This is a genomic window from Salinimicrobium oceani, from assembly GCF_012037645.1.
In genome coordinates this window covers 25,979-44,468 of record NZ_JAAVJR010000008.1, presented here as the reverse complement: position 1 = coordinate 44,468, position 18,490 = coordinate 25,979, and the positions used below count along the sequence as shown (strand labels likewise).

The 18,490-nt window shown below is 43.4% G+C and carries 15 protein-coding genes and 1 tRNA gene; 5 read left to right on the top strand and 11 right to left on the bottom strand.

Going from position 1 to position 18,490, the window contains the following annotated elements:
• Positions 1 to 13: 13 nt before the first annotated feature.
• Together HC175_RS12940 and HC175_RS12935 are read right to left on the bottom strand one after the other, a co-directional pair.
• Positions 14 to 313, bottom strand: coding sequence for a winged helix-turn-helix domain-containing protein (locus HC175_RS12940; RefSeq protein WP_168138928.1), 300 nt, complete (start codon positions 311 to 313; stop codon positions 14 to 16).
• Positions 310 to 933, bottom strand: a complete 624-nt coding sequence (locus HC175_RS12935) for a hypothetical protein (RefSeq protein WP_168138927.1) — start codon at positions 931 to 933, stop codon at positions 310 to 312. The genes HC175_RS12940 and HC175_RS12935 overlap by 4 nt, the downstream gene beginning before the upstream one ends.
• Before the next feature lie 584 nt (positions 934 to 1,517).
• On the opposite strand from HC175_RS12935, the gene HC175_RS12930 reads away from it, so the two are divergent.
• The 3 genes from HC175_RS12930 (at position 1,518) to HC175_RS12920 (ending at position 3,835) form a co-directional block, all read left to right on the top strand.
• The gene (locus HC175_RS12930) at positions 1,518 to 2,528 is read left to right on the top strand and encodes a YbjQ family protein (RefSeq protein ID WP_168138926.1); all 1,011 of its coding nucleotides are present in this window, start codon (positions 1,518 to 1,520) and stop codon (positions 2,526 to 2,528) included.
• A 400-nt stretch (positions 2,529 to 2,928) separates the two neighbouring features.
• A complete protein-coding gene (locus tag HC175_RS12925) occupies positions 2,929 to 3,462 on the top strand; it encodes a hypothetical protein (protein ID WP_168138925.1) in 534 nt (177 codons plus the stop codon).
• Positions 3,452 to 3,835, top strand: a complete 384-nt coding sequence (locus tag HC175_RS12920; RefSeq protein WP_168138924.1) for a hypothetical protein — start codon at positions 3,452 to 3,454, stop codon at positions 3,833 to 3,835. Before HC175_RS12925 ends, HC175_RS12920 begins: the two co-directional genes overlap by 11 nt.
• Positions 3,836 to 4,092: 257 nt before the next feature.
• On the opposite strand, the gene HC175_RS12915 is transcribed toward HC175_RS12920, so the two are convergent.
• Together HC175_RS12915 and mce are read right to left on the bottom strand one after the other, a co-directional pair.
• Positions 4,093 to 4,166, bottom strand: a tRNA-Ile gene (locus HC175_RS12915).
• An 82-nt stretch (positions 4,167 to 4,248) separates the two neighbouring features.
• Entirely contained in the window at positions 4,249 to 4,698 is a 450-nt protein-coding gene (mce, locus tag HC175_RS12910) for a methylmalonyl-CoA epimerase (protein WP_168138923.1), read from the bottom strand.
• 165 nt (positions 4,699 to 4,863) lie between these two features.
• On the opposite strand from mce, the gene rbfA reads away from it, so the two are divergent.
• Complete coding sequence (gene rbfA / locus HC175_RS12905) at positions 4,864 to 5,256, top strand: 30S ribosome-binding factor RbfA (protein WP_168138922.1); 393 nt, start codon at positions 4,864 to 4,866, stop codon at positions 5,254 to 5,256.
• Positions 5,257 to 5,259: 3 nt separating this feature from the next.
• Positions 5,260 to 6,456: an ABC transporter permease gene (locus tag HC175_RS12900; protein ID WP_168138921.1), complete on the top strand. Its 1,197-nt coding sequence runs from the start codon at positions 5,260 to 5,262 to the stop codon at positions 6,454 to 6,456.
• A gap of 164 nt (positions 6,457 to 6,620) precedes the next feature.
• Here HC175_RS12900 and dusB read toward each other — a convergent pair whose 3' ends face one another.
• From dusB to HC175_RS12865, 7 genes are all read right to left on the bottom strand, one after another.
• Positions 6,621 to 7,613: a tRNA dihydrouridine synthase DusB gene (gene dusB / locus HC175_RS12895; RefSeq protein ID WP_168138920.1), complete on the bottom strand. Its 993-nt coding sequence runs from the start codon at positions 7,611 to 7,613 to the stop codon at positions 6,621 to 6,623.
• 196 nt (positions 7,614 to 7,809) lie between these two features.
• Entirely contained in the window at positions 7,810 to 10,218 is a 2,409-nt protein-coding gene (locus tag HC175_RS12890; protein ID WP_168138919.1) for an outer membrane beta-barrel protein, read from the bottom strand.
• 108 nt (positions 10,219 to 10,326) lie between these two features.
• Positions 10,327 to 13,281, bottom strand: coding sequence for a serine hydrolase domain-containing protein (locus HC175_RS12885; protein ID WP_168138918.1), 2,955 nt, complete (start codon positions 13,279 to 13,281; stop codon positions 10,327 to 10,329).
• A 15-nt stretch (positions 13,282 to 13,296) separates the two neighbouring features.
• Positions 13,297 to 14,520: a C40 family peptidase gene (locus HC175_RS12880; protein WP_168138917.1), complete on the bottom strand. Its 1,224-nt coding sequence runs from the start codon at positions 14,518 to 14,520 to the stop codon at positions 13,297 to 13,299.
• 59 nt (positions 14,521 to 14,579) lie between these two features.
• Entirely contained in the window at positions 14,580 to 16,226 is a 1,647-nt protein-coding gene (locus tag HC175_RS12875; protein ID WP_168138916.1) for a glycoside hydrolase family 10-like protein, read from the bottom strand.
• 74 nt (positions 16,227 to 16,300) lie between these two features.
• Positions 16,301 to 17,125, bottom strand: a complete 825-nt coding sequence (gene murQ / locus HC175_RS12870) for an N-acetylmuramic acid 6-phosphate etherase (protein ID WP_168138915.1) — start codon at positions 17,123 to 17,125, stop codon at positions 16,301 to 16,303.
• A 6-nt stretch (positions 17,126 to 17,131) separates the two neighbouring features.
• On the bottom strand, positions 17,132 to 18,403 hold the full coding sequence (locus HC175_RS12865) for a sugar MFS transporter (protein WP_168138914.1): 1,272 nt from the start codon (positions 18,401 to 18,403) through the stop codon (positions 17,132 to 17,134).
• Positions 18,404 to 18,490 lie beyond the last annotated feature (87 nt).

The window sequence follows — 18,490 nt, the reverse complement described above, 5'->3', positions numbered from 1 at the left end:
AAAAAAATATTTTCTACTTCTGTGATCTTATAAGAGCCTCAAGTGCCTCCAAATGAGCCTCAAAAGCTGTCTTTCCCACTCTGGTCATCGAATACCTGGTATTGGGTTTGCGTTCTACAAATGTTTTTTTCACACCAATAAAGCCTTCTTTTTCCAAGGCTTTGAGATGACTGGCAAGGTTTCCATCGGTCACATCGAGATATTCCTTGAGGGATGTAAAGTCGAGCATGTCATTGACAGCAAGAGCCGACATGATGCCTAAGCGCACTCTGCTTTCAAAAGCCTTATGTAAGCCCTCTATGAACTTTTTCATTTCTCGTACTTCAGGTGCATGTAAATTCCGTAAAGAATATGCAAGAGGCCAAAGCCAAGAGCCCAAAGCAATAGACCGTAATCTGTAAAATAAAAGGAGATCAAGCCGAGTACGATCTCCAGGAGCGCCAGGGAACGCAATTCAGCAAAGGTAAATTTACTCGCATTGAAAAGTGCCATTCCATAAAATACGAGAGTCACCGGAGCTATAAATTCTTCGAGCCCCCTAAAGAAAAAGATGAACATAATAATCCCTCCCGCCAGCAATGGAATGGCCATATTAAAAGCGAGTCTCCTCGCCGCCGAGTTCCAAAGTTTCTCTCCACTCTTCCTGGACTTTTGCCAGGAGAGCAGCACAGCAGTTCCAAGTGCAAGCACCAGAACCGCAAGGGCCAGGAGCAGTATCTCGGCAGCATCACCAAAAAGTATTTTGCCATTAAGAGTGTTTTCCAGTCCCTCTTCTGTAGAATAAGACAACCTGTAAACCACATAGGCGCCAACCAAAGCATAAACCCCGGCCATGATGCCCGACAAACCAGAAAGCGACATAAACTTGCTTGTTCGCTCCATCATGGCACGTATCTCACTAAGATCTTTTATATACTCTTGTTCTGTCTTCATAGAAAAGTACTTTGCGTTTCAAAGTTATAATAATTTATTATTCGCTCTCTAAAAACAGTTGAGAATTTTCAAAAAAAGCTGCTGCAAGCAGGAAATTAATTAATAAACCTCGGTTGTTGCTGGGAATTTTGGGCATTATTTTTCTGGATAGCAGCACGGCAGACAAAAGGATGAGGTAAAGTTTAAGTGTCAGGTTTGGAACTGCTCTAAGTGTGTTTCAGAGCTTTACACAGACTTTTTCCACTACAATGGAATTCAAAGATCAATTTAAGAGGTTAAATGCTGTATTAAAAGAATTTGAGGTCAAGTATCATAGGGAACAGCCATTCTTAAAGATTAAAATGAATTATTTGAATAGAAGGAAAGATTCCATTTTTCTTACTTTTTTGTAGTTTTAAAAATCATCAGAAGTTACCCTACAGCTTTCTGAAAAATCCTAAAAAAGAATACTAATGATTTCTAAGAAAGAAGTATTGGTCATCACAACAGATAGTCCATCCGAGGGTAAAATTGTAAGACATTTACAACCCGTTACAGCACATGTGGTCGCTGGAACAAATTTATTTAGTGACTTCTTCGCTTGAATGTCTGATATCTTCGGAGGACGCTCAGGGAGTTATAAAAAGCAATTGTCTTCCATCTATTCTGAAGCTATAGAGCGAATCAAACAAGAGGCAAAGCGTATAGGAGCAAACGGTGTAGTGGGTTTAAAGATTGATATTGACGAAGTTTCTGGTGGCGGAAAATCAATGTTTATGATTACGGCTATAGGAACTGCGGTAATTATCAAGGCCAGTGAAAATACCCAGTCCAATTTATCAAAAGAAAATTTTTCGAATCTTTCGGATAGAGTAGATAATGATCAAATAAGATTTCTACGGCAGTTGAAAGTGTTGGAGGAAAAAGCCAGGGATAACAAATTAGATTTTACTCAAGATGTTTGGGAGTTCATTATTCAAAACAAGGTGAAAGAATTTTTCCCTACAATCATCAGTAAACTCACAACGCTCCTCACCCATTTGGATAGTTATACATCAGAAACAGTAGAAACATTCAAAAATAATACAACTACCTTTTTAAGCAATTTAGCCCCTGAAGATCAGGTGAACGTTGTTTATAATACTTTAAAGGATAAAGATACAGCTGGGGAAGTTGAGAAGTATCTACATAATCTAATCAAAGAGCAATTACTTCTCGACTTTGGACGAAATAAAGATCTACTTGAAGATGACAATTTAGCTGTTAGGAAAAGGGGAATGATCCTGAGTACTTGCGATCGGCCTTACTACAGCGAAGAGGACGTTAAGGCTTATGAGGAATTATGTCAACTGATTAATTCGGCTTTCCCCGAAAGAGGGACTCACAGTACTAAAAAACAACTACTTTCTCCTAAAGAAAAGGAGGTCTGGGTATGTGAATGCGGTAAGGCCAACAATATAGATATAACCTATTGCTCCCGCTGTCATCATGACATTCATGGATTTACTGATGGAGAAGCCAAACCGAAAGATGCAATAGCCCTTATTGAACACAAAATCTCTTTAATAGAGGAAGCTCTAAAGACTGAGAAAATACCTGAAAATTCAACGGGGTAGGTTGAAGCTGCACGGGGGGACGTCAATAGGCAAACAGGGAATATTATGAATCCATACAGATAGCAAAAGAACATCTTCTTCTCTTCCGCCAAAAAATCACAATTCCGAAACAGCTTTTCTGAAATCAATCTCAATATATCCCCTCTCTCCCTGGGGTAAAAGAGGATATTAATTTTCCTAAGCGGGTATGCAAAAAAAAATTTGGCGAAAATTTTGCCACAAATATTTTACGTTAAGCTCTGAGAGCGGGTTAAAAGTGTTATAAAAAGGAAAGCAAAAGTTGGTCATTCGGAAAAATAGTGTAATTTTAAAACTCTTAATTCAGTTATGTCTCAACAATTGAGAATATATTTCTTAATTTTGCACCCCCTTTTAAACTAACAGGTTAAACTCAACAATTATGTCTATTTCGCAAATGAACAAAACTGGAACAGAACTTTTTCAGTCTTATTTGAGGAATCATAAAGATGACGTCAGAAGCACTGCTGCGAACAACTATTATCATGTTGATGTTGTTGCTGAAGCTTTTAATGAAGGATTTTCTGCTGGTGAAAAATCTGGTAAAAAGGAATTTGTAAATAAATTGATTAAGAGCAGAGTAGAGGAGCTAACTCAAAAGGCTAATCAGGTTTATATCCTCACAAATCGGGTCATAAGCTTCATCAAGCAAAAAGGACATGCAGTAGACTCATTTTATATTAATATTTTTCATGACAACCCCCAAGTCGTTATCGCTGTTGATAATGATCTTCTTATTAATGATGATTTTGTAACTCAGGCCTACTCCAAAGTTTTTGAAATGAAAAGAATTTTCAATGATCTATTTGATTGCGCCTTAGATATGGGAATTATGGGAGCAGCTGAAATAGATGTTGAAGCCCTTAAAGCAGATGGCTTCGAATATTCTGAGGATTTCAACAAGAATGAAGAGTAGTCAATTCGTCCATGGTGAAAGAAACAAAGATCTTTGCCAAGACCTCTTAAAAAACAAAATCTACTATGACTGGGTAGTCACTACTGCCTTCTATTCCTCTATACATCTCTTAGAAGATAAATTTCTCCCCACTGAAATTAAGGAAATTAAGTGTACTAACATTGCTCATGTTAGGAAAGCCTATAATCTTAAAGGTAGACACATGGCAAGGGCAAAACTTATAGAAGACAAAGCAGATCAGCAAATCAGCATAAAATATAAATGGCTTGATGATCGTTCCCGTTATGCACGGTATACGACTTACAAAGTGCAAGCAGCTGAAGCGCACAAAGCAGAGCAGTACCTTTTGGAGATTTTTAAATATTGCAAATAGAACCTGTTCCTTTATGTTCTAATTTTTCTACAATTATTATTTGTTTTTCCCACAAGCCTCCAACTAACCATACAATCACCGTACAAATTAAAAAACAAAAAAGCGGTAAACTACTAATTTTCAGTAGTATTACGGCTACTTTCTGTGGTCCCACCTGGGCTTCCCTCGACTCCGCATAAAAAGGCTACGCTCGGGACAGGCTTCTCGCCCAGGTGTAAAAACAAAAAATCCCCGCCATTGGCGAGGATGAAATTCTGTGGTCCCACCTGGGCTCGAACCAGGGACCACCTGATTATGAGTCAGGTGCTCTAACCAACTGAGCTATAGGACCGGCTCAATGAGCTTAAGAGGGCGCAAATTTAAAACTTTGCACCTTACTTAACAAACATTTCAAATATATATTTTTCTCCCGCCTATAAATCTTCCCACACCTCATCTCCAATAGGCAAAGATTGCTCTTCGTCCCTGATCTCCTCGCACAATTCAACAAGAACACCCGCAGCCGATTTGGGATGCAGAAAAGCGACAAGTTTATTGTCTGCACCTTTTTTTGGACGCTTTGAAATTAGTTCAAAGCCTTCCTCCTTTAACCGCTTCATCTCAGCTTTTATATCATCGACTTCGTAGGCAATATGATGCACACCTTCCCCCCGCTTTTCTAGGAATTTAGCAATAGGACTATCGCCCGAGGTTGCTGCAAGTAATTCGATCTTGCTCTCTCCCACCTTAAAGAAAGAGGTCTCTACACCCTCACTTTTTACTTTTCCAGTTTTATAGCTTTCGGTTTGCAGCAGTTTAGCGTAGATCTCATTAGCCGCCGCCAAATCCTTAACTGCAATCCCTATGTGTTCTATTTTCTTCATTTCTAAGTAATTCAATTTTTTTCTAAACCAATGAATCCAAAGCAGGAAGCCTTCCTGCTGTATTTCCAGACCTAAAGATAAAAAGTAGGCTGACTTTGGAAGCAAAACCCAAAGCTATTAACGTAGATTTTAAGAATTGAGCCGTAAATGTTCTACTTTTGTAGCATGGAAACAAACAGACAGAAAAAAATAGGCGGAGTGATACAGCGGGATTTGGCCGATATTCTCCAGTCCCATTTGAGAGATGCAGGTAAAACAGGAATTTTGATCTCTGTTTCTAAGGTTAAAGTAACTACAGATCTTTCTCAGGCTAAGGCTTACCTCAGCATTTTCCCGGCAAAGAATTCCAAGGAGATCCTGGAAGAGCTCAATCAGCTCAAGCCACAAATTAAACATGAGGTAGCCCAGCGCACTAAACACCAGCTGCGAAGAATGCCGAATTTGGAATTCTTTATTGATGATTCCCTGGACTATATCGAGAACATCGAAAAATCAATCAAGGGGGACGAAAACCCAATTGATCAGCCCGACCTGTTGTCTCGAAGGAAAAAATCATAGTCCTTGAAATTCCCCTTTTACATAGCCCGCAGGTACTTGTTCTCCAGGAGCAGTAACAACGCTATAAACATTATAACCATCATTGCGGCTGTAGGAGTTTTTGCGGGGGCATTTGCGCTTTTTATAGTGCTTTCGGGCTTTACGGGCCTCAAGGGTTTCAGCCTTTCTTTTTCAAACAAATACGACCCCGACCTAAAGGTTATGCCAGCAAGCGGAAAAACCTTCAGCTTCTCTTCGGAAGAAAAGGAGCGCCTTAGAAATATCGGTGGAATTTCCTCTTTTTCAGAGGTAATTGAAGAACGGGTCTTTCTCACTTTCAGGTCAAAGAACAAGACCACATTTATTAAAGGCGTTGACGATGACTTCCTGAAGGTGAATCAACTGGACAGCGCTCTTATTCGCGGCACCTGGTTTCACCCGGGAGAGTCACAGGTAGTCATTGGAGCAAATATTTCAAGAGAGCTCAATCTTGGCATCTTTGATTATATGAGCCTCCTGGAAATCCTGGTTCCGAGGCCGGGAACAGGACAGGTTCTGGATCCTACCCGAGCCTTTAATTCTGAAAGAGTGGTGGTTTCGGGCATCTACAGTATAAATGAGGAGTTGGACGATAAATATGTGTTTGCCTCCCTCCAATTCACCCGAGACCTGCTTAATCTTGGTTCGCAGGAAGTTACCGGTATTGAAATAAAGCTTCTTCCTGGTTCAGATCCTGAAGCAATTAAGTCTGAAATCGAGGCCAGCCTGCAGGAGCCGGTAGAGATCAAGAACCGGGCGCAACTTAATGATGCACTTTATAAGATGCTCAATACCGAAAATCTCGCTGTATACCTCATATTTACTCTGGTGTTGATCATTGCGCTCTTCAACGTCGTTGGATCAATAATCATGGTGATACTCGATAAAAGAGAGAACATCAAAACGCTGCACAGCATGGGTGCAAGCCCGAACCAGATCAAGAACATATTTTTTACCCAGGGCGTTTTTATGACGCTGCTTGGCGGAAGCATTGGCCTGCTTTCCTCAATAGCGGTAGTATACCTTCAAATGGAATATGAGTTGGTAATGATCACCCCCAGTCTGCCTTACCCTGTTGCTATCACCTGGAAAAATATTGTGGTGGTCATGATCACCATTACTTCTCTGGGCATGATCGCCTCCTGGATCGCCGCCAGCCGTAGTAAAAAAGCGCTAGTTTAGGCAGCAGTTCCTCAGTAAGAAATAGTTGTATTCCTGCAACGCTACTATTTTAAGTGTCAACTTTGGAAAAGCTGAGGTCTCAAAAATGCGGAATTCTAACCTGTTTATTTCTGAAAAAAATCTATGAATGATTTTCGGCCTCTGGCAGCGGAATTTTATCCTGCTTAAGCGAATTCGTATCCTGCAAAATCTCTTTCCACCTCGTCAAAGGCAGCAAAAACATCGGCCGCATCATCACTGGTCACCATCTTTTGCCGGTACTCCTTAAAATGCGGAATTCCTTTAAAATAATTGGTGTAATGACGGCGGGTTTCAAAGACTCCCAGCTTCTCCCCTTTCCAGTCTATAGACATTTGCAGGTGGCGCCTGGCTGCATCTATACGCTCTTCTAAAGTAGGTGGTGCCGCATGCTCTCCTGTTCTAAAGAAATGCTTTACCTCACGAAAGAACCAGGGATAACCTATACTGGCACGTCCAATCATCGCCCCATCAAGGCCATACTTATCTCTCATCTCCATTGCACGCTCCGGGCTGTCAACGTCTCCATTCCCGAAGATAGGAATGTGCATTCTTGGATTGTTCTTCACCTCTGATATTGGCCTCCAGTCGGCTTCTCCCTTATACATCTGCACTCTTGTACGGCCGTGAATGGAAATAGCACTCGCGCCAACATCCTGAAGCCTTTCCGCAACCTCAACAATTTTAATGGAATCCTGGTCCCAGCCCAGGCGGGTCTTAACAGTAATGGGAAGTTTGGTGTGTTTCACCATGGCCTCGGTAAGAGAGACCATGAGAGGAATATCCTTTAATATACCTGCACCGGCACCTTTGGAAACTACCTTTTTCACGGGGCAACCAAAGTTGATGTCAATAATATCGGGACCCGATTTCTCAACGATCTCTACAGATTGAAGCATGGAATCGAGATTGGCACCAAAGATCTGGATCCCAACCGGCCTTTCTTTTTCGTAAATATCGAGCTTCATGACGCTTTTTGCGGCGTCACGTATCAATCCTTCTGAAGAAATGAATTCGGTATACACCACATCGGCTCCCTGCTCCTTGCACAAAGCTCGAAACGGCGGATCACTCACATCTTCCATTGGTGCTAACAACAATGGAAATTCTCCTACATCTATGTTTCCTATTTTCGCCAAAGCATCTGTTTTTCAGGCTGCAAAAATAATGAAATTTATTTAGTTGGTAGTCTTTAGTGAATAGACGGTATTGCAATCAAAAATTTACTTGAGTTTTGATTTTCAGAAGAGATCTCCTTTAAAACGAATTTCCAGAAGGACCTTTCACTAAGGGAAGATCGTGGATCTATTCCGGAATTTGGAGCTTGTAATTTGGTTATAGTCTGTCTCTTTCTGCCGCTTCAATGGCCCTCTGGTTATCGTTTAATCTAAAATTACCGAAGTTATATTTGAACCCGAGTCGCACGTATTGAGATTCGGGCTGTGCAAAAAATCCGTTATCCTGGTTGAGATATTCCGACCTCAGCCATGTGTTCGTTTCATCCAGCACATCTTCGAAGTTAACGCTAAGCTCTGCCCTGTTGTTCCACAAGGTCTTTCTAAACCCAATAGACAAGGTGGTAAATGGGTCCATGATGTATGAGCCACTTAGATATTTTGAAACATGAGTAAAGGTGAGCTCTCCTGTAAAAGTACCATCTTTGGAGATGATGAAGTTGTTGTAAAGACTTCCAAAAAATCCGTCGATCTCAATATCCACGGGAACATTTCCACTTTCAATGCCGCGAAAAGTTCTTTTTTCATTAAAGGCATTAAAATAAACATAGGTGTACCACCAGTTGAACAAGGACCTCCCATGGCTAAACTGAATTCCATAGCTTGAGCTTTCTTCCAAATTGAGACTCACTCTTCTTATGAGCATCTCCTGGTTATCCTGAAAGCTCAGCGTCTCGGGCGTATTCCCACTATCGGTATAAAAAAGATCAATGAAATAGGCATTTTTGAGGGCATAGCTAAGTGAGTAGCTGTTAATAATAGCCGCCTCAAGATCAGGATTTCCGGCGTTATAGTCGAACTCATTCAGGTAATATCTAAAAGGGTTCAGGCTTTCATAACGTGGTCGCTGGATTCTACGGCTGTAATCAAATGTAAGGCTGTGGTTATCATTAATATTGTGCTGCAGGTAAAATGTTGGAAAGAGCTCCAGGTAATTTCTTTCATCTACCTGCTCCATGGAGCGGGAATCTCCTGCACGATCTGTATACTCTCCTCTTAAGCCTGCCTTTGCACTCCATTTGGTCCAATCTTTTGCAAGGCTGAAGTAAGCGGCGTAGATCCTCTCATCATAGAGAAAATTATCCCATTGCAGCGTTCCTTCCTCTCCCCCCGGATAATCTCCAAAATTGTCGATCCTGCTTTCAGAATCTATTACTGAAGCCTTGAGTCCCGTCTCAAAATTAATGCTGCCCAGTGGCCTTTCATAATCTGCCTGGCCTGTGAAAATGCTGATATCCTGATCTGCATGAGTGAAAAAATCATTTTCTGAAGTTTCTCCAAAAGCCATCATGATAAGGGTATTCACATCCTGTCGCTTTTGCTGTGAGAATTGGGTAAGATGCGCTTTTGCTGAAAATTGCCCTTCAGATTTTAGCTGGTGCCTGTATTCCAGGTCAAAGGCCAGGTTGTAGAGATCTTCTTCGAGCTGGCTCGCGGTCTGGATATTTGAAAGCCCATCTACCGCCGGGCCGTTATCTACCCTGGTTTCAGCCCGGTTCCTGGAACTCTTGTCTGGAGAGTACGTGAGGCCACTGGTGAAGCTCAGCACATTCCGGTCGTCAAGTTCATAATCGAGCATTACATTTGCATTATGTCCTTCAGATCTTGTGGTGCGTTCAAAATCTGAATTCCACCGACTAAAAACTTCGCCCGAATTATTCATAAAATTGATGTAACTCACATCCTCCTTAAATTCCTTCCGTGGAGAATAGGCATAATTTCCAAAGAGATTAAGCTTCTCGGTTTTGTAATAATGACTGGTTCCAATCTGGTACTTCGGAAAAATCGCCTGCGTCCAGGCAGCATTAATATTTCCTTTATACCCGGGGGCGATGCTTTTGGAGGTAACAATGTTAAGCACCGCTCCTCCTTCGGCATCATAACGAGCCGGTGGCGTGGTGATCACCTCAACAGACTTGATGTTTTCTGCGGAATAATTCTCCAGTAGCGTCTGTAGTTCTGAAGCCGTCAACTGCACCTTCCGGTCATTGATATATACCTGTACCCCCTGGTTTCTTACTGTAAGGTTCTCACCCGAAAGAATTACTCCAGGCGTCTTTTTTAAAATATCCCAGGAACTTCCCGTAGAGAGGGTCGTGTTTTCAACACTAAATACCAGGCGGTCTATTTCACGTTTTACAGAAGGATTTTTATAATTAATGGAAACTTCGTCAAGGGTGGCGGTATCTTCCTTTAAGACAAGGTTACCTAATTTTTTATCTCCAGAGACCTGGACCTTTTGAAGTCTATCCTGAAATCCTACAAAACTCACCTTCAGGAGATATTCATTTTCCTCAATATCTGTGAATTTGAATTCGCCCTCTTCCGAAGAAACTGCACCTCTGTACACGCTCGTAGAATCCTGGGCGTTCAACAAAATGAGGTTTGCAAAGGCAACAGGCTGCTTTCCGGAATCCACTACTTTTCCCTGGATCGAGTGCTGGCTAAAACCTGAAAAAGAACAAAAAAAGAACAACAGGAACAGTGGGGGGCTGTATAATTTGGTCATGCAAAATGGTTGGTTAGTGCTTGATAAGAATAACTAAATCAAACAAATATAGCATTTATGACCTGATAACAAAAGATTTTAACCTCTGCTGCTGCAGATGCTTTATCGTTATTCCTCGGCAGGAAGCAAGAGCGCGTCATACAGCACCTGCTGTACCTGTGTGCGAGTGTTGAGGCTTGAAAGTCGGTTGTTTTCGCGGCTTGGAGAAACTCGATTAGAAAGAAAAATGTAGAGCAATTTATGTTCCGGATCCATCCATACCATGGTGCCGGTGAAGCCGGTATGGCCAAAACTGGTCGCAGTAGCTCCTTTGGCTGTATTATTACTTACACCTTTGAATACCAGGTTGGGTTTATCAAAACCCAAGGCCCGCCTGTTGCCATTCTCAGGAAATTGAGTGCGGGTGAATTCCTTCATCGTTTCCTGCGTCAAATAGCGCCTGCCTCCATAGGTTCCCCCGTTGAGGTACATTTGCATAAGTTTAGCCAGGTCGTTAGCATTAGAAAAAAGTCCAGCATGACCCGAAATTCCTCCCAGCAAAATGGCACCTTCATCATGTACACTGCCGTGGATCAATTTATTTCTGAAAAAAAAATCATTTTCTGTAGGCACTATATCGGCGGGAGAAAATGATTGCGAAGGATTAAAGACGAGGGTTGTGGCTCCCAGCGGTTCATAAAATTCCCGTTGCAGATATTTTTCAAAATCCTGGTCGGTAATATTTTCCACGATCCAGGGAGCAAGAATGAAAAAGAAATCGGAATAGACATACTCCTTTTTCCCACGCAGCTCAGATCGCTTGATCGCTTTCCTAATTTTCTTGTGGTAGTTGCGGTGCAGGTACATGTTTTCTGCGATCTTTACCGGATAGCGCGCAGAAGAATCCTGTTGTATGGTCCACCATTTCAAACTTCCGTTGTTTCGGTACATCTCCTTCCAGAACGGGATCCAGGGCTGGAAACCCGCCTGGTGTGTAAGTATGTCGCGATAAGGAATATCCTCCTTATTTGACCTTCTGAAATCCTTCAGGTGATCTGCCAGGGTCTGGTCAAGACGAAATTTCTCCTCGTCGTATAACTTCATTAAAGCAGGCATGGTCGCAGCGATCTTGGTTACTGAAGCCAGGTCATATAGATCTGTTCGCTCAACAACTGTTGTATCGTGATAGACATGTGCTCCATAAGCCTTAAAAAAGACTATTTTTTGATCCTTTGCTACCAGGACTTGTCCGCCGGGTGTGGCTTTCATCTGCATCGCCTGCTGCATCAGGGAATCTATGCCTCTTTCTAAAACTTCAGAATTCATTCCCACAGCCTCGGGCACAGAATAACTAAGACGAATACCTCCATTCACATCCAGTCCTTCCCCTGCCCTGAACTTTTCTCCAATGCTCACCGGCAGCCTTCCATGAGCGCCTATCCCTCCAAAAATGAGCTCTGCAGCCTTTCGTTGGGTCATTTCTGAATCCTGGTAAGTGAGCAACAAAGCCGAGGCATGCTCCACCCCTTCCAGCTTGTCGATCACATATGGATTCTTGAAAAAGCTGATGATACTATTTGGAGCTGCGGAAACATCCGCAATAAAATCCGCAACGGCATCAGAGAATTTCATGGTATTGCGTGGAAATTTGCTATCGTCATGGATCCCTGCAATAACGAGGTTGTATTTTTTAAGATCTTCCTGTAGCTGCTTTATAGCTGAAGAATCGGCGTCGGCAGGTAACTGGAAGTGCTCTACCTCGGTATAAAGCGAAAGGGACTTTTGAAAAACCGTCTTCTTTTTTGCTCCAACAGCGACAGATGCGATCTTTAATACTTCGAGCTCCTTTAAAGGCAAAACATTATTGTCATTTTTGAGTACCGTAAGGGAGGCTTCTACCAGTTGCTCATAAAGCTGGGCCGCGTGAGGGGAATTTATATTTTTCTCTACCTGCTTTTTCTTTATTGGCGCATAATTATTAAGCCCTACCCATTGTTTAACAGCCAGGATCTTTCTCACCTTTTCATCGATTTCAGCTTGAGAGATCAACTTCAAGGCTACAGCATTTTTGATCTCCGAAATTGCCTTTGGTACATCTTCAGTAAATTCAAGCAGGTCATTTCCGGCGAGGATCGCGTCCTTGTCTACCACCCCCGGCAGATTTCCGTTAGTGACGCCTTTCATGTTCATGGCATCGGTTACGATAAGACCATTGAAATTCATTCGCTCCTTGAGAAGATCGGTGATAATAGCTCTTGATAAAGTAGAAGGCACCCCCGAGGCATCCAGCGCCGGGATATTGAGATGCGCCACCATCACCCCTCCCACGCCGGCTTCAATGAGCCGTTTGAAAGGATAGAGTTCCAGGGAATCCAGCCGCTCAACGGGATGGTTGATCTGCGGCAGGGCGTAATGAGAATCTGTGTCTGTATCGCCGTGCCCGGGAAAGTGTTTTGCAGTGGTGAACACCATATGATCCTGCATGCCTTTCATATAGGCTATAGATTTAACGGCGACATTTTGCTTATCTTCGCCAAAACTTCTAAAGTTGATCACGGGATTGGCCGCGTTGTTGTTGACATCAACAACAGGCGCAAAGTTAACATGAAGTCCGCTCAACTTTATTTGTCGGGCCACTTCTTTTCCCAGGTCATAGATAAGCTCCTCATCCTGGATCGCTCCAAGCGCCATTTGAAAAGGATAGCTAATAGTATTATCCAGTCTCATTCCCAGGCCCCATTCTGCATCAATAGCTCCCAATAATGGCACTTTTGACACCTCCTGATAGTCGTTCATTAAATTGACTTGTGATGCTGCGTCTCCCTGAAAGAAGATAAGGCCGCCAATTTTTTGCTCTTCTACCAGTTTCAGGATCTCTTTTTTATGCTTTTCGCCCTTATTTGACCAGGCTGCCACCATGATCAACTGACCTATTTTCTCCTCGAGATTAAGGGTGTTCATTACAGAATCAACCCATTTACTGTTGCGATATTGCAGAAATTCGGGGGTCACGGTCTGGGCCAAACTTCCCTGAACAGAGAAAATCAGCAGTGTCAAAAAGCTTAAAATCCGGGACTTTTTCATGGGAGGCAATTCAGTTTATTCGACAGCAGAAATGTTGGTGAACAAATCCTTTTTCTTCAGCAATAGCAGGTTGGGATCTTCCTCCTGCCCAAGCAGTCTTTTCGTTCTCAAATAACGATTCCGGTTGAATTCATCAAAATTTGTTGCGGTAGAATCCATGCTACTAAGGTGCACGCGTCCAGAGGAGTGAATGAACTCATTGTTTCCTATCCACATCCCCACATGTACCACTCTTTCTTTGGTCGTATCTGTCGCCGGAGTGCCGAAGAACAGCAGGTCTCCTTTGCGCAGGTTTTCGAAATTTCCGGTAGAATCTACAAGACTTCCTGTATGTACCTGCTGGGAAGCATCCCGCGGAATCACTACGCCATTCATGAAAAAGATGGTCTTCGTGTAACCGCTGCAATCTACTCCTTTGGCCGAGGTGCCACCCCACAGATATGGGAGACCCATGAACTTTCGGGACGTCTGCACGAGATTTTCTTCGGAAGCTTCAAGGCCGGAAAGCCAGGCATTATATTTTTTGGCTGCTGAAGTTTTGATATACCCGATACGCGCATCGGGATATTCCACCTCAAAAAAGCCATTTTTGACACCTCTTAATTCGAAGATATTTCCTGCCACCGCATCTGATACCACTTCCGAACCTTCAGAAGCATTTGAATACACCTGTCCAAAAGCTGCTGTGAAAATGAGTTTTTCTGAAGCCTTCCATTCGGCCAGCTCCTCATCAGAATATAAACTTATTCCGCCGTGATCCACCCAGGACAAATATTTATCTGGCGTTTGCACCAGGTACCACTCCCCTTCCTTCTTCAAAACTTGAAGCGGAGTTCCCAAAGTGGCCTGTGTTGCCAGCTCTGCCGAATGTTTTGGGTCAGACCGCAAGTTAGCTACAGAGATCCTTACCAGAGCATTGGTCTTCCCATGAAGATCCTTAAAGGGATAAACCTGTACGCTGTCTACATAGGTGATGTTTGCCGAATCCAGCCGTTGCTTAAGGCTCGCAAGGGCCTTGGGATTTGTGGTTTCCCCGCGCAGCACGAATTTCCCGTCATAGGCCTCGCTTTCTACATCAAAACGCTCCACCCTGCGATCGGGCACATATTCCCCCTGCACCTGTTCAATATAAGCTGCTGCTGAATTTTCTTCGGGAGCAGGTTCTTTTTCTGAATGGTTACAAGCGGTCAAGATTCCAAGAAAGGAAAGGGCTAAAATATTACGGTTCAACAATGTCATTTTCGGATATTTTTTATTGTCATTCTTTACTCTGGAAAATACAGATTTTCAACAGAGATCTATGGTAAATTATAAATAACTTGCTTTTCGGCAAATTCGCTTTGATTTCCTGTTCTGTCTACCGCCGTCACGCCAATATGCGTGAGCGGGTGCCCGTTCACCTGTTTTGGCAGGACTAGGCTGCGCTCATTTTTGCTGAAGATCTTGTAATTCCACACGCCATTGTACATGTAATGTACTACCCATTGAAAAATGTCTTTTTCTGAGGCTGTTTCCCATTCAATCTTAACCTCGTTACCTGCTGCAGTAAAAGCCACCCGGGGCGTAGCGGGAACATTATTGCTCAACCAGGGCGATTCGGGGATGAGCGCCTGCTTTTTATAAGCGTTCTCTTTTATAGCTGCGGAAAGATTCCGGTATTTTAGTAATGGCGCAATGCTCCAGTGAATGGTTCCTTTGCTTTCCGGAAGCATACCCCTGGTGATCATGATCTGGCTCACAGTTTCTATAATATTGGGATCATCTCCTCCGAAATCTATATTGATGCCGGGCCACAAGTGCCTGTTCTTATGATTTTCCTGCTCCCACCATCCCAGCAACACCGGAAAACTCTGTGCCGTCTGACTTATTTTCCAGTATAGCTGTGGCGAATAATAGTCTACCCAGCCTTCATTAAGCCATAATCTAGCATCTGCATAAAGCTCGCTGTACTGGTCCATTCCGGTAATGGAACGAGGATACCCGGGACGGTATATTCCGAAGGGACTTATTCCGAACTTGACTTCAGGTTTTTCAGCTTTGATCTCTTTGTAAATACGCTCTACAAACCGGTTAACGTTATCCCTGCGCCAGTCGGCCCGGGAAAGTTTTCCGCCTGTTCTCTGATAGGCAGCATAATTTGCAGCATCGGGAAAATCTTCCCCTTTGTTATAGGAAGCATAGGGATAGAAATAATCATCGAAATGCACGCCGTCAATGTCGTAACGCTTCACAATATCCATTACCACTGCCGAGGTATGGTCCTGAGTAGCTTTTTTGGCAGGATCCATCCACCACATCCCGTTCTTGAGCTCTACCATAAGCTCGGGATATTTTTTCACTGCAGAGGCTTCGGTCACTTTCCCACCAGTTGAATGATGGGCGCGATAAGGGTTTAGCCAAACATGCAGCTCCAGACCTCGATCGTGAGCCGCATCCAGCCAGAATTGTAATGGATCATAATAAGGATTTGGCGCTTGTCCCTGAACTCCCGAAAGGAAAAATGACCATGGCTCAAGCTCACTTTTATACAGCGCATCGGCCTGTGGCCTCACCTGAAAGATCACCGCATTATAGTTGTGCTCCTTTAAAAAGTCGAGCAGCGCAATGGCTTCCCGTTGCTGCTCGGCCGTTGACAAGCCAGATTTACTGGGCCAGTTGATGTTGGCTACGGTTGCGATCCATGCCGCGCGGAATTCCCGCATCACAAATGGAGATTTCCTGAAAGCCTTCTCCTTTGGAAGTTCTTTTGCAGCTTCGGGCGTAGCAGGAATTTCTTCGGCTATTTCTTCAGGTGAAACTTCTGGGGTTGGCTCTACGGTTTTTTCAACAGGTTTCTCTGTTCGCGGTTTTTTCTTTGTGGCAACAACAGGTTTGGAGGTGGTGCATCCGCTTAAATTCAGAAAAACGGCAAGAAGTCCGGTTAGGAATAGCTTTTTCTTCAGCATAGATCTTTTTAAATACAGGTTAAGTTATCCAGGTTATATAACCTTGAGCCGGTAAAATTAGTGTTTGTAAAATGTTATTTTTCAGGTTTATTCTTAAATATTTCCAGCACCTTGCGCACGCTCTTATACTCCTCGAGCAAGGTAGAAGCCATATGTTGAGAGATCTTAAGTTCTTCCATTAACATAAGCTCTCCTCTGCCTACAAGCTTCTTGTTGGAAAGCTGCATATCGACCATTTTATTGCCTTTTATGCGGCCAAGTTTTATCATCACCGCTGTGGACAACATGTTGAGCACTAGTTTTTGAGCCGTTCCCGATTTCATGCGGGTACTGCCGGTGACAAATTCTGGCCCAACGACTACCTCGATAGGAAATTCTGAAGCTTCGCTCAAAGGTGAACCCGCGTTGTTGGTAATGCAGCCCGTGATCAATCCGTTCTCGCGCGCTGCCTTGATCCCGCCTATAACATAAGGCGTTGTTCCTGAAGCAGCAATGCCCACTAAAACATCATTTTTGGAGATGCTGAATTCCTGCAGGTCTTTCCATGCCTGTTCAGTATCATCTTCGGCGTTTTCAACTGCTTTCCTCAGGGCTTTGTCGCCCCCGGCAATTAGACCTATCACCAGGTTGTGAGAAACACCAAATGTGGGCGGACATTCAGACGCATCCAGTACACCCAGCCGGCCGCTGGTACCAGCACCAATGTAGAAGAGCCGACCGTTGTGCTTTGAGATCTTCTCTACAACCTTGTCTACCACTATTTCGATCTGCGGAAGGGCTTTTTCAACCGCGAGAGGTACTTTTTTGTCTTCGTTATTTATATTTTTCAGCAGCTCGCCCGTACTCATCTTTTCCAGGTGATCGTAGAGAGAAGCTTGTTCTGTAGTTCTGTTATTCATAGGTTTTTAAAAAGATTTGATCTTGTAGCCTTTGGTCGCAAAAAACAGGATATAAAGGTAACATGGAATAAGGATCCAGTAGGCCTGTTGAGGATCCCAGGAATCTGCCAGTAAACCGTAAACAGGCGGAATTACCGCGCCACCTGCAATAGCCATGATGAGAAAGGAAGAGCCTATTTTGGTAAAGCGGCCAAGTCCTGCAAGGGCCATAGGCCATATTGCCGGCCACACCAAAGCGTTGGCTATACCCAGTAAGGCAATGGCCATGACCGATGTAAATCCGTCAGCAAAAATAGCGACCACTCCAAAGATGATCCCGAGAATAGCAGAGATCTTCAGGGCATTCTCCTGACTAATAAACTTCGGAATGGTAAAGATACCGATGATATATCCCACGATCATGGCACCTAATGTGAAGCTGGCGAAGAATTTCGCCTCATCCAGCGGAATGCCATGAGATTCATTTGCATAGTTGATAATAGTGTCTCCCGCGATCACCTCTACTCCTACGTACAGGAACAACGCGAGAGTGCCAAGAAAAACATGGGGGAACTGAAAAATGCTCTTTTTGGAAAGATTGGTCTTTGCCAGTTCTTCATCTTCGGCATCGGCATCGACCTCCGGCAAGGAAGAAAAATACACCCATATACCTAGAAGAATTAAGATTCCCATCATCACCAGGTATGGATTGATCACCCGTTGTGCCAGTTCATCAAGAGCAGCAGCTTTTTCTGCGCCACCTAAAGCATCTACAGTCTCTAATAAATTATCTCCCGAAGTGAAAAGAATGGCGCCCAGAACAATGGGTGCAAGTACACCGGCAACTTTGTTACAAATCCCCATAATACTTATTCTTTTTGCAGCACTTTCTACAGGGCCTAACACCACCACATAAGAATTGGCGGCAGTTTGCAAGAGCGCAAGACCTGTTCCCTGCACAAAAAGGCCCAGCAGGAACAACTCGTACGTACGGGCGTTGGCAGCAGGAATAAAAATCAAAGCGCCCACAGCCATGACGAAAAGCCCAAGGGACATTCCTTTTTTGTAGCCGGTCTTTTGCAGTACCCAGGCAGATGGTAATGCCATCACCAGGTAGGAGATGTAAAATGCCGTTACCACAAAATAAGACTGAAAATTATTCAGTTCGCAGGCGATCTTGAGATAAGGGATCAATACCGAGTTGAGCCAGGTGACGAAACCGAAGATAAAAAAGAGAGCGCCAATAATAATGATGGACCTGTTGGTTCCAGATCCTGTGGTAGAAGCAGATTTTTCCATATACCCGGGGGGAGGATTAAGGTTAAAGATTAAGCCACCAAGATATACAATTCCTAAATAAAGCTTAAAGAGGAAAAGAATAATTTC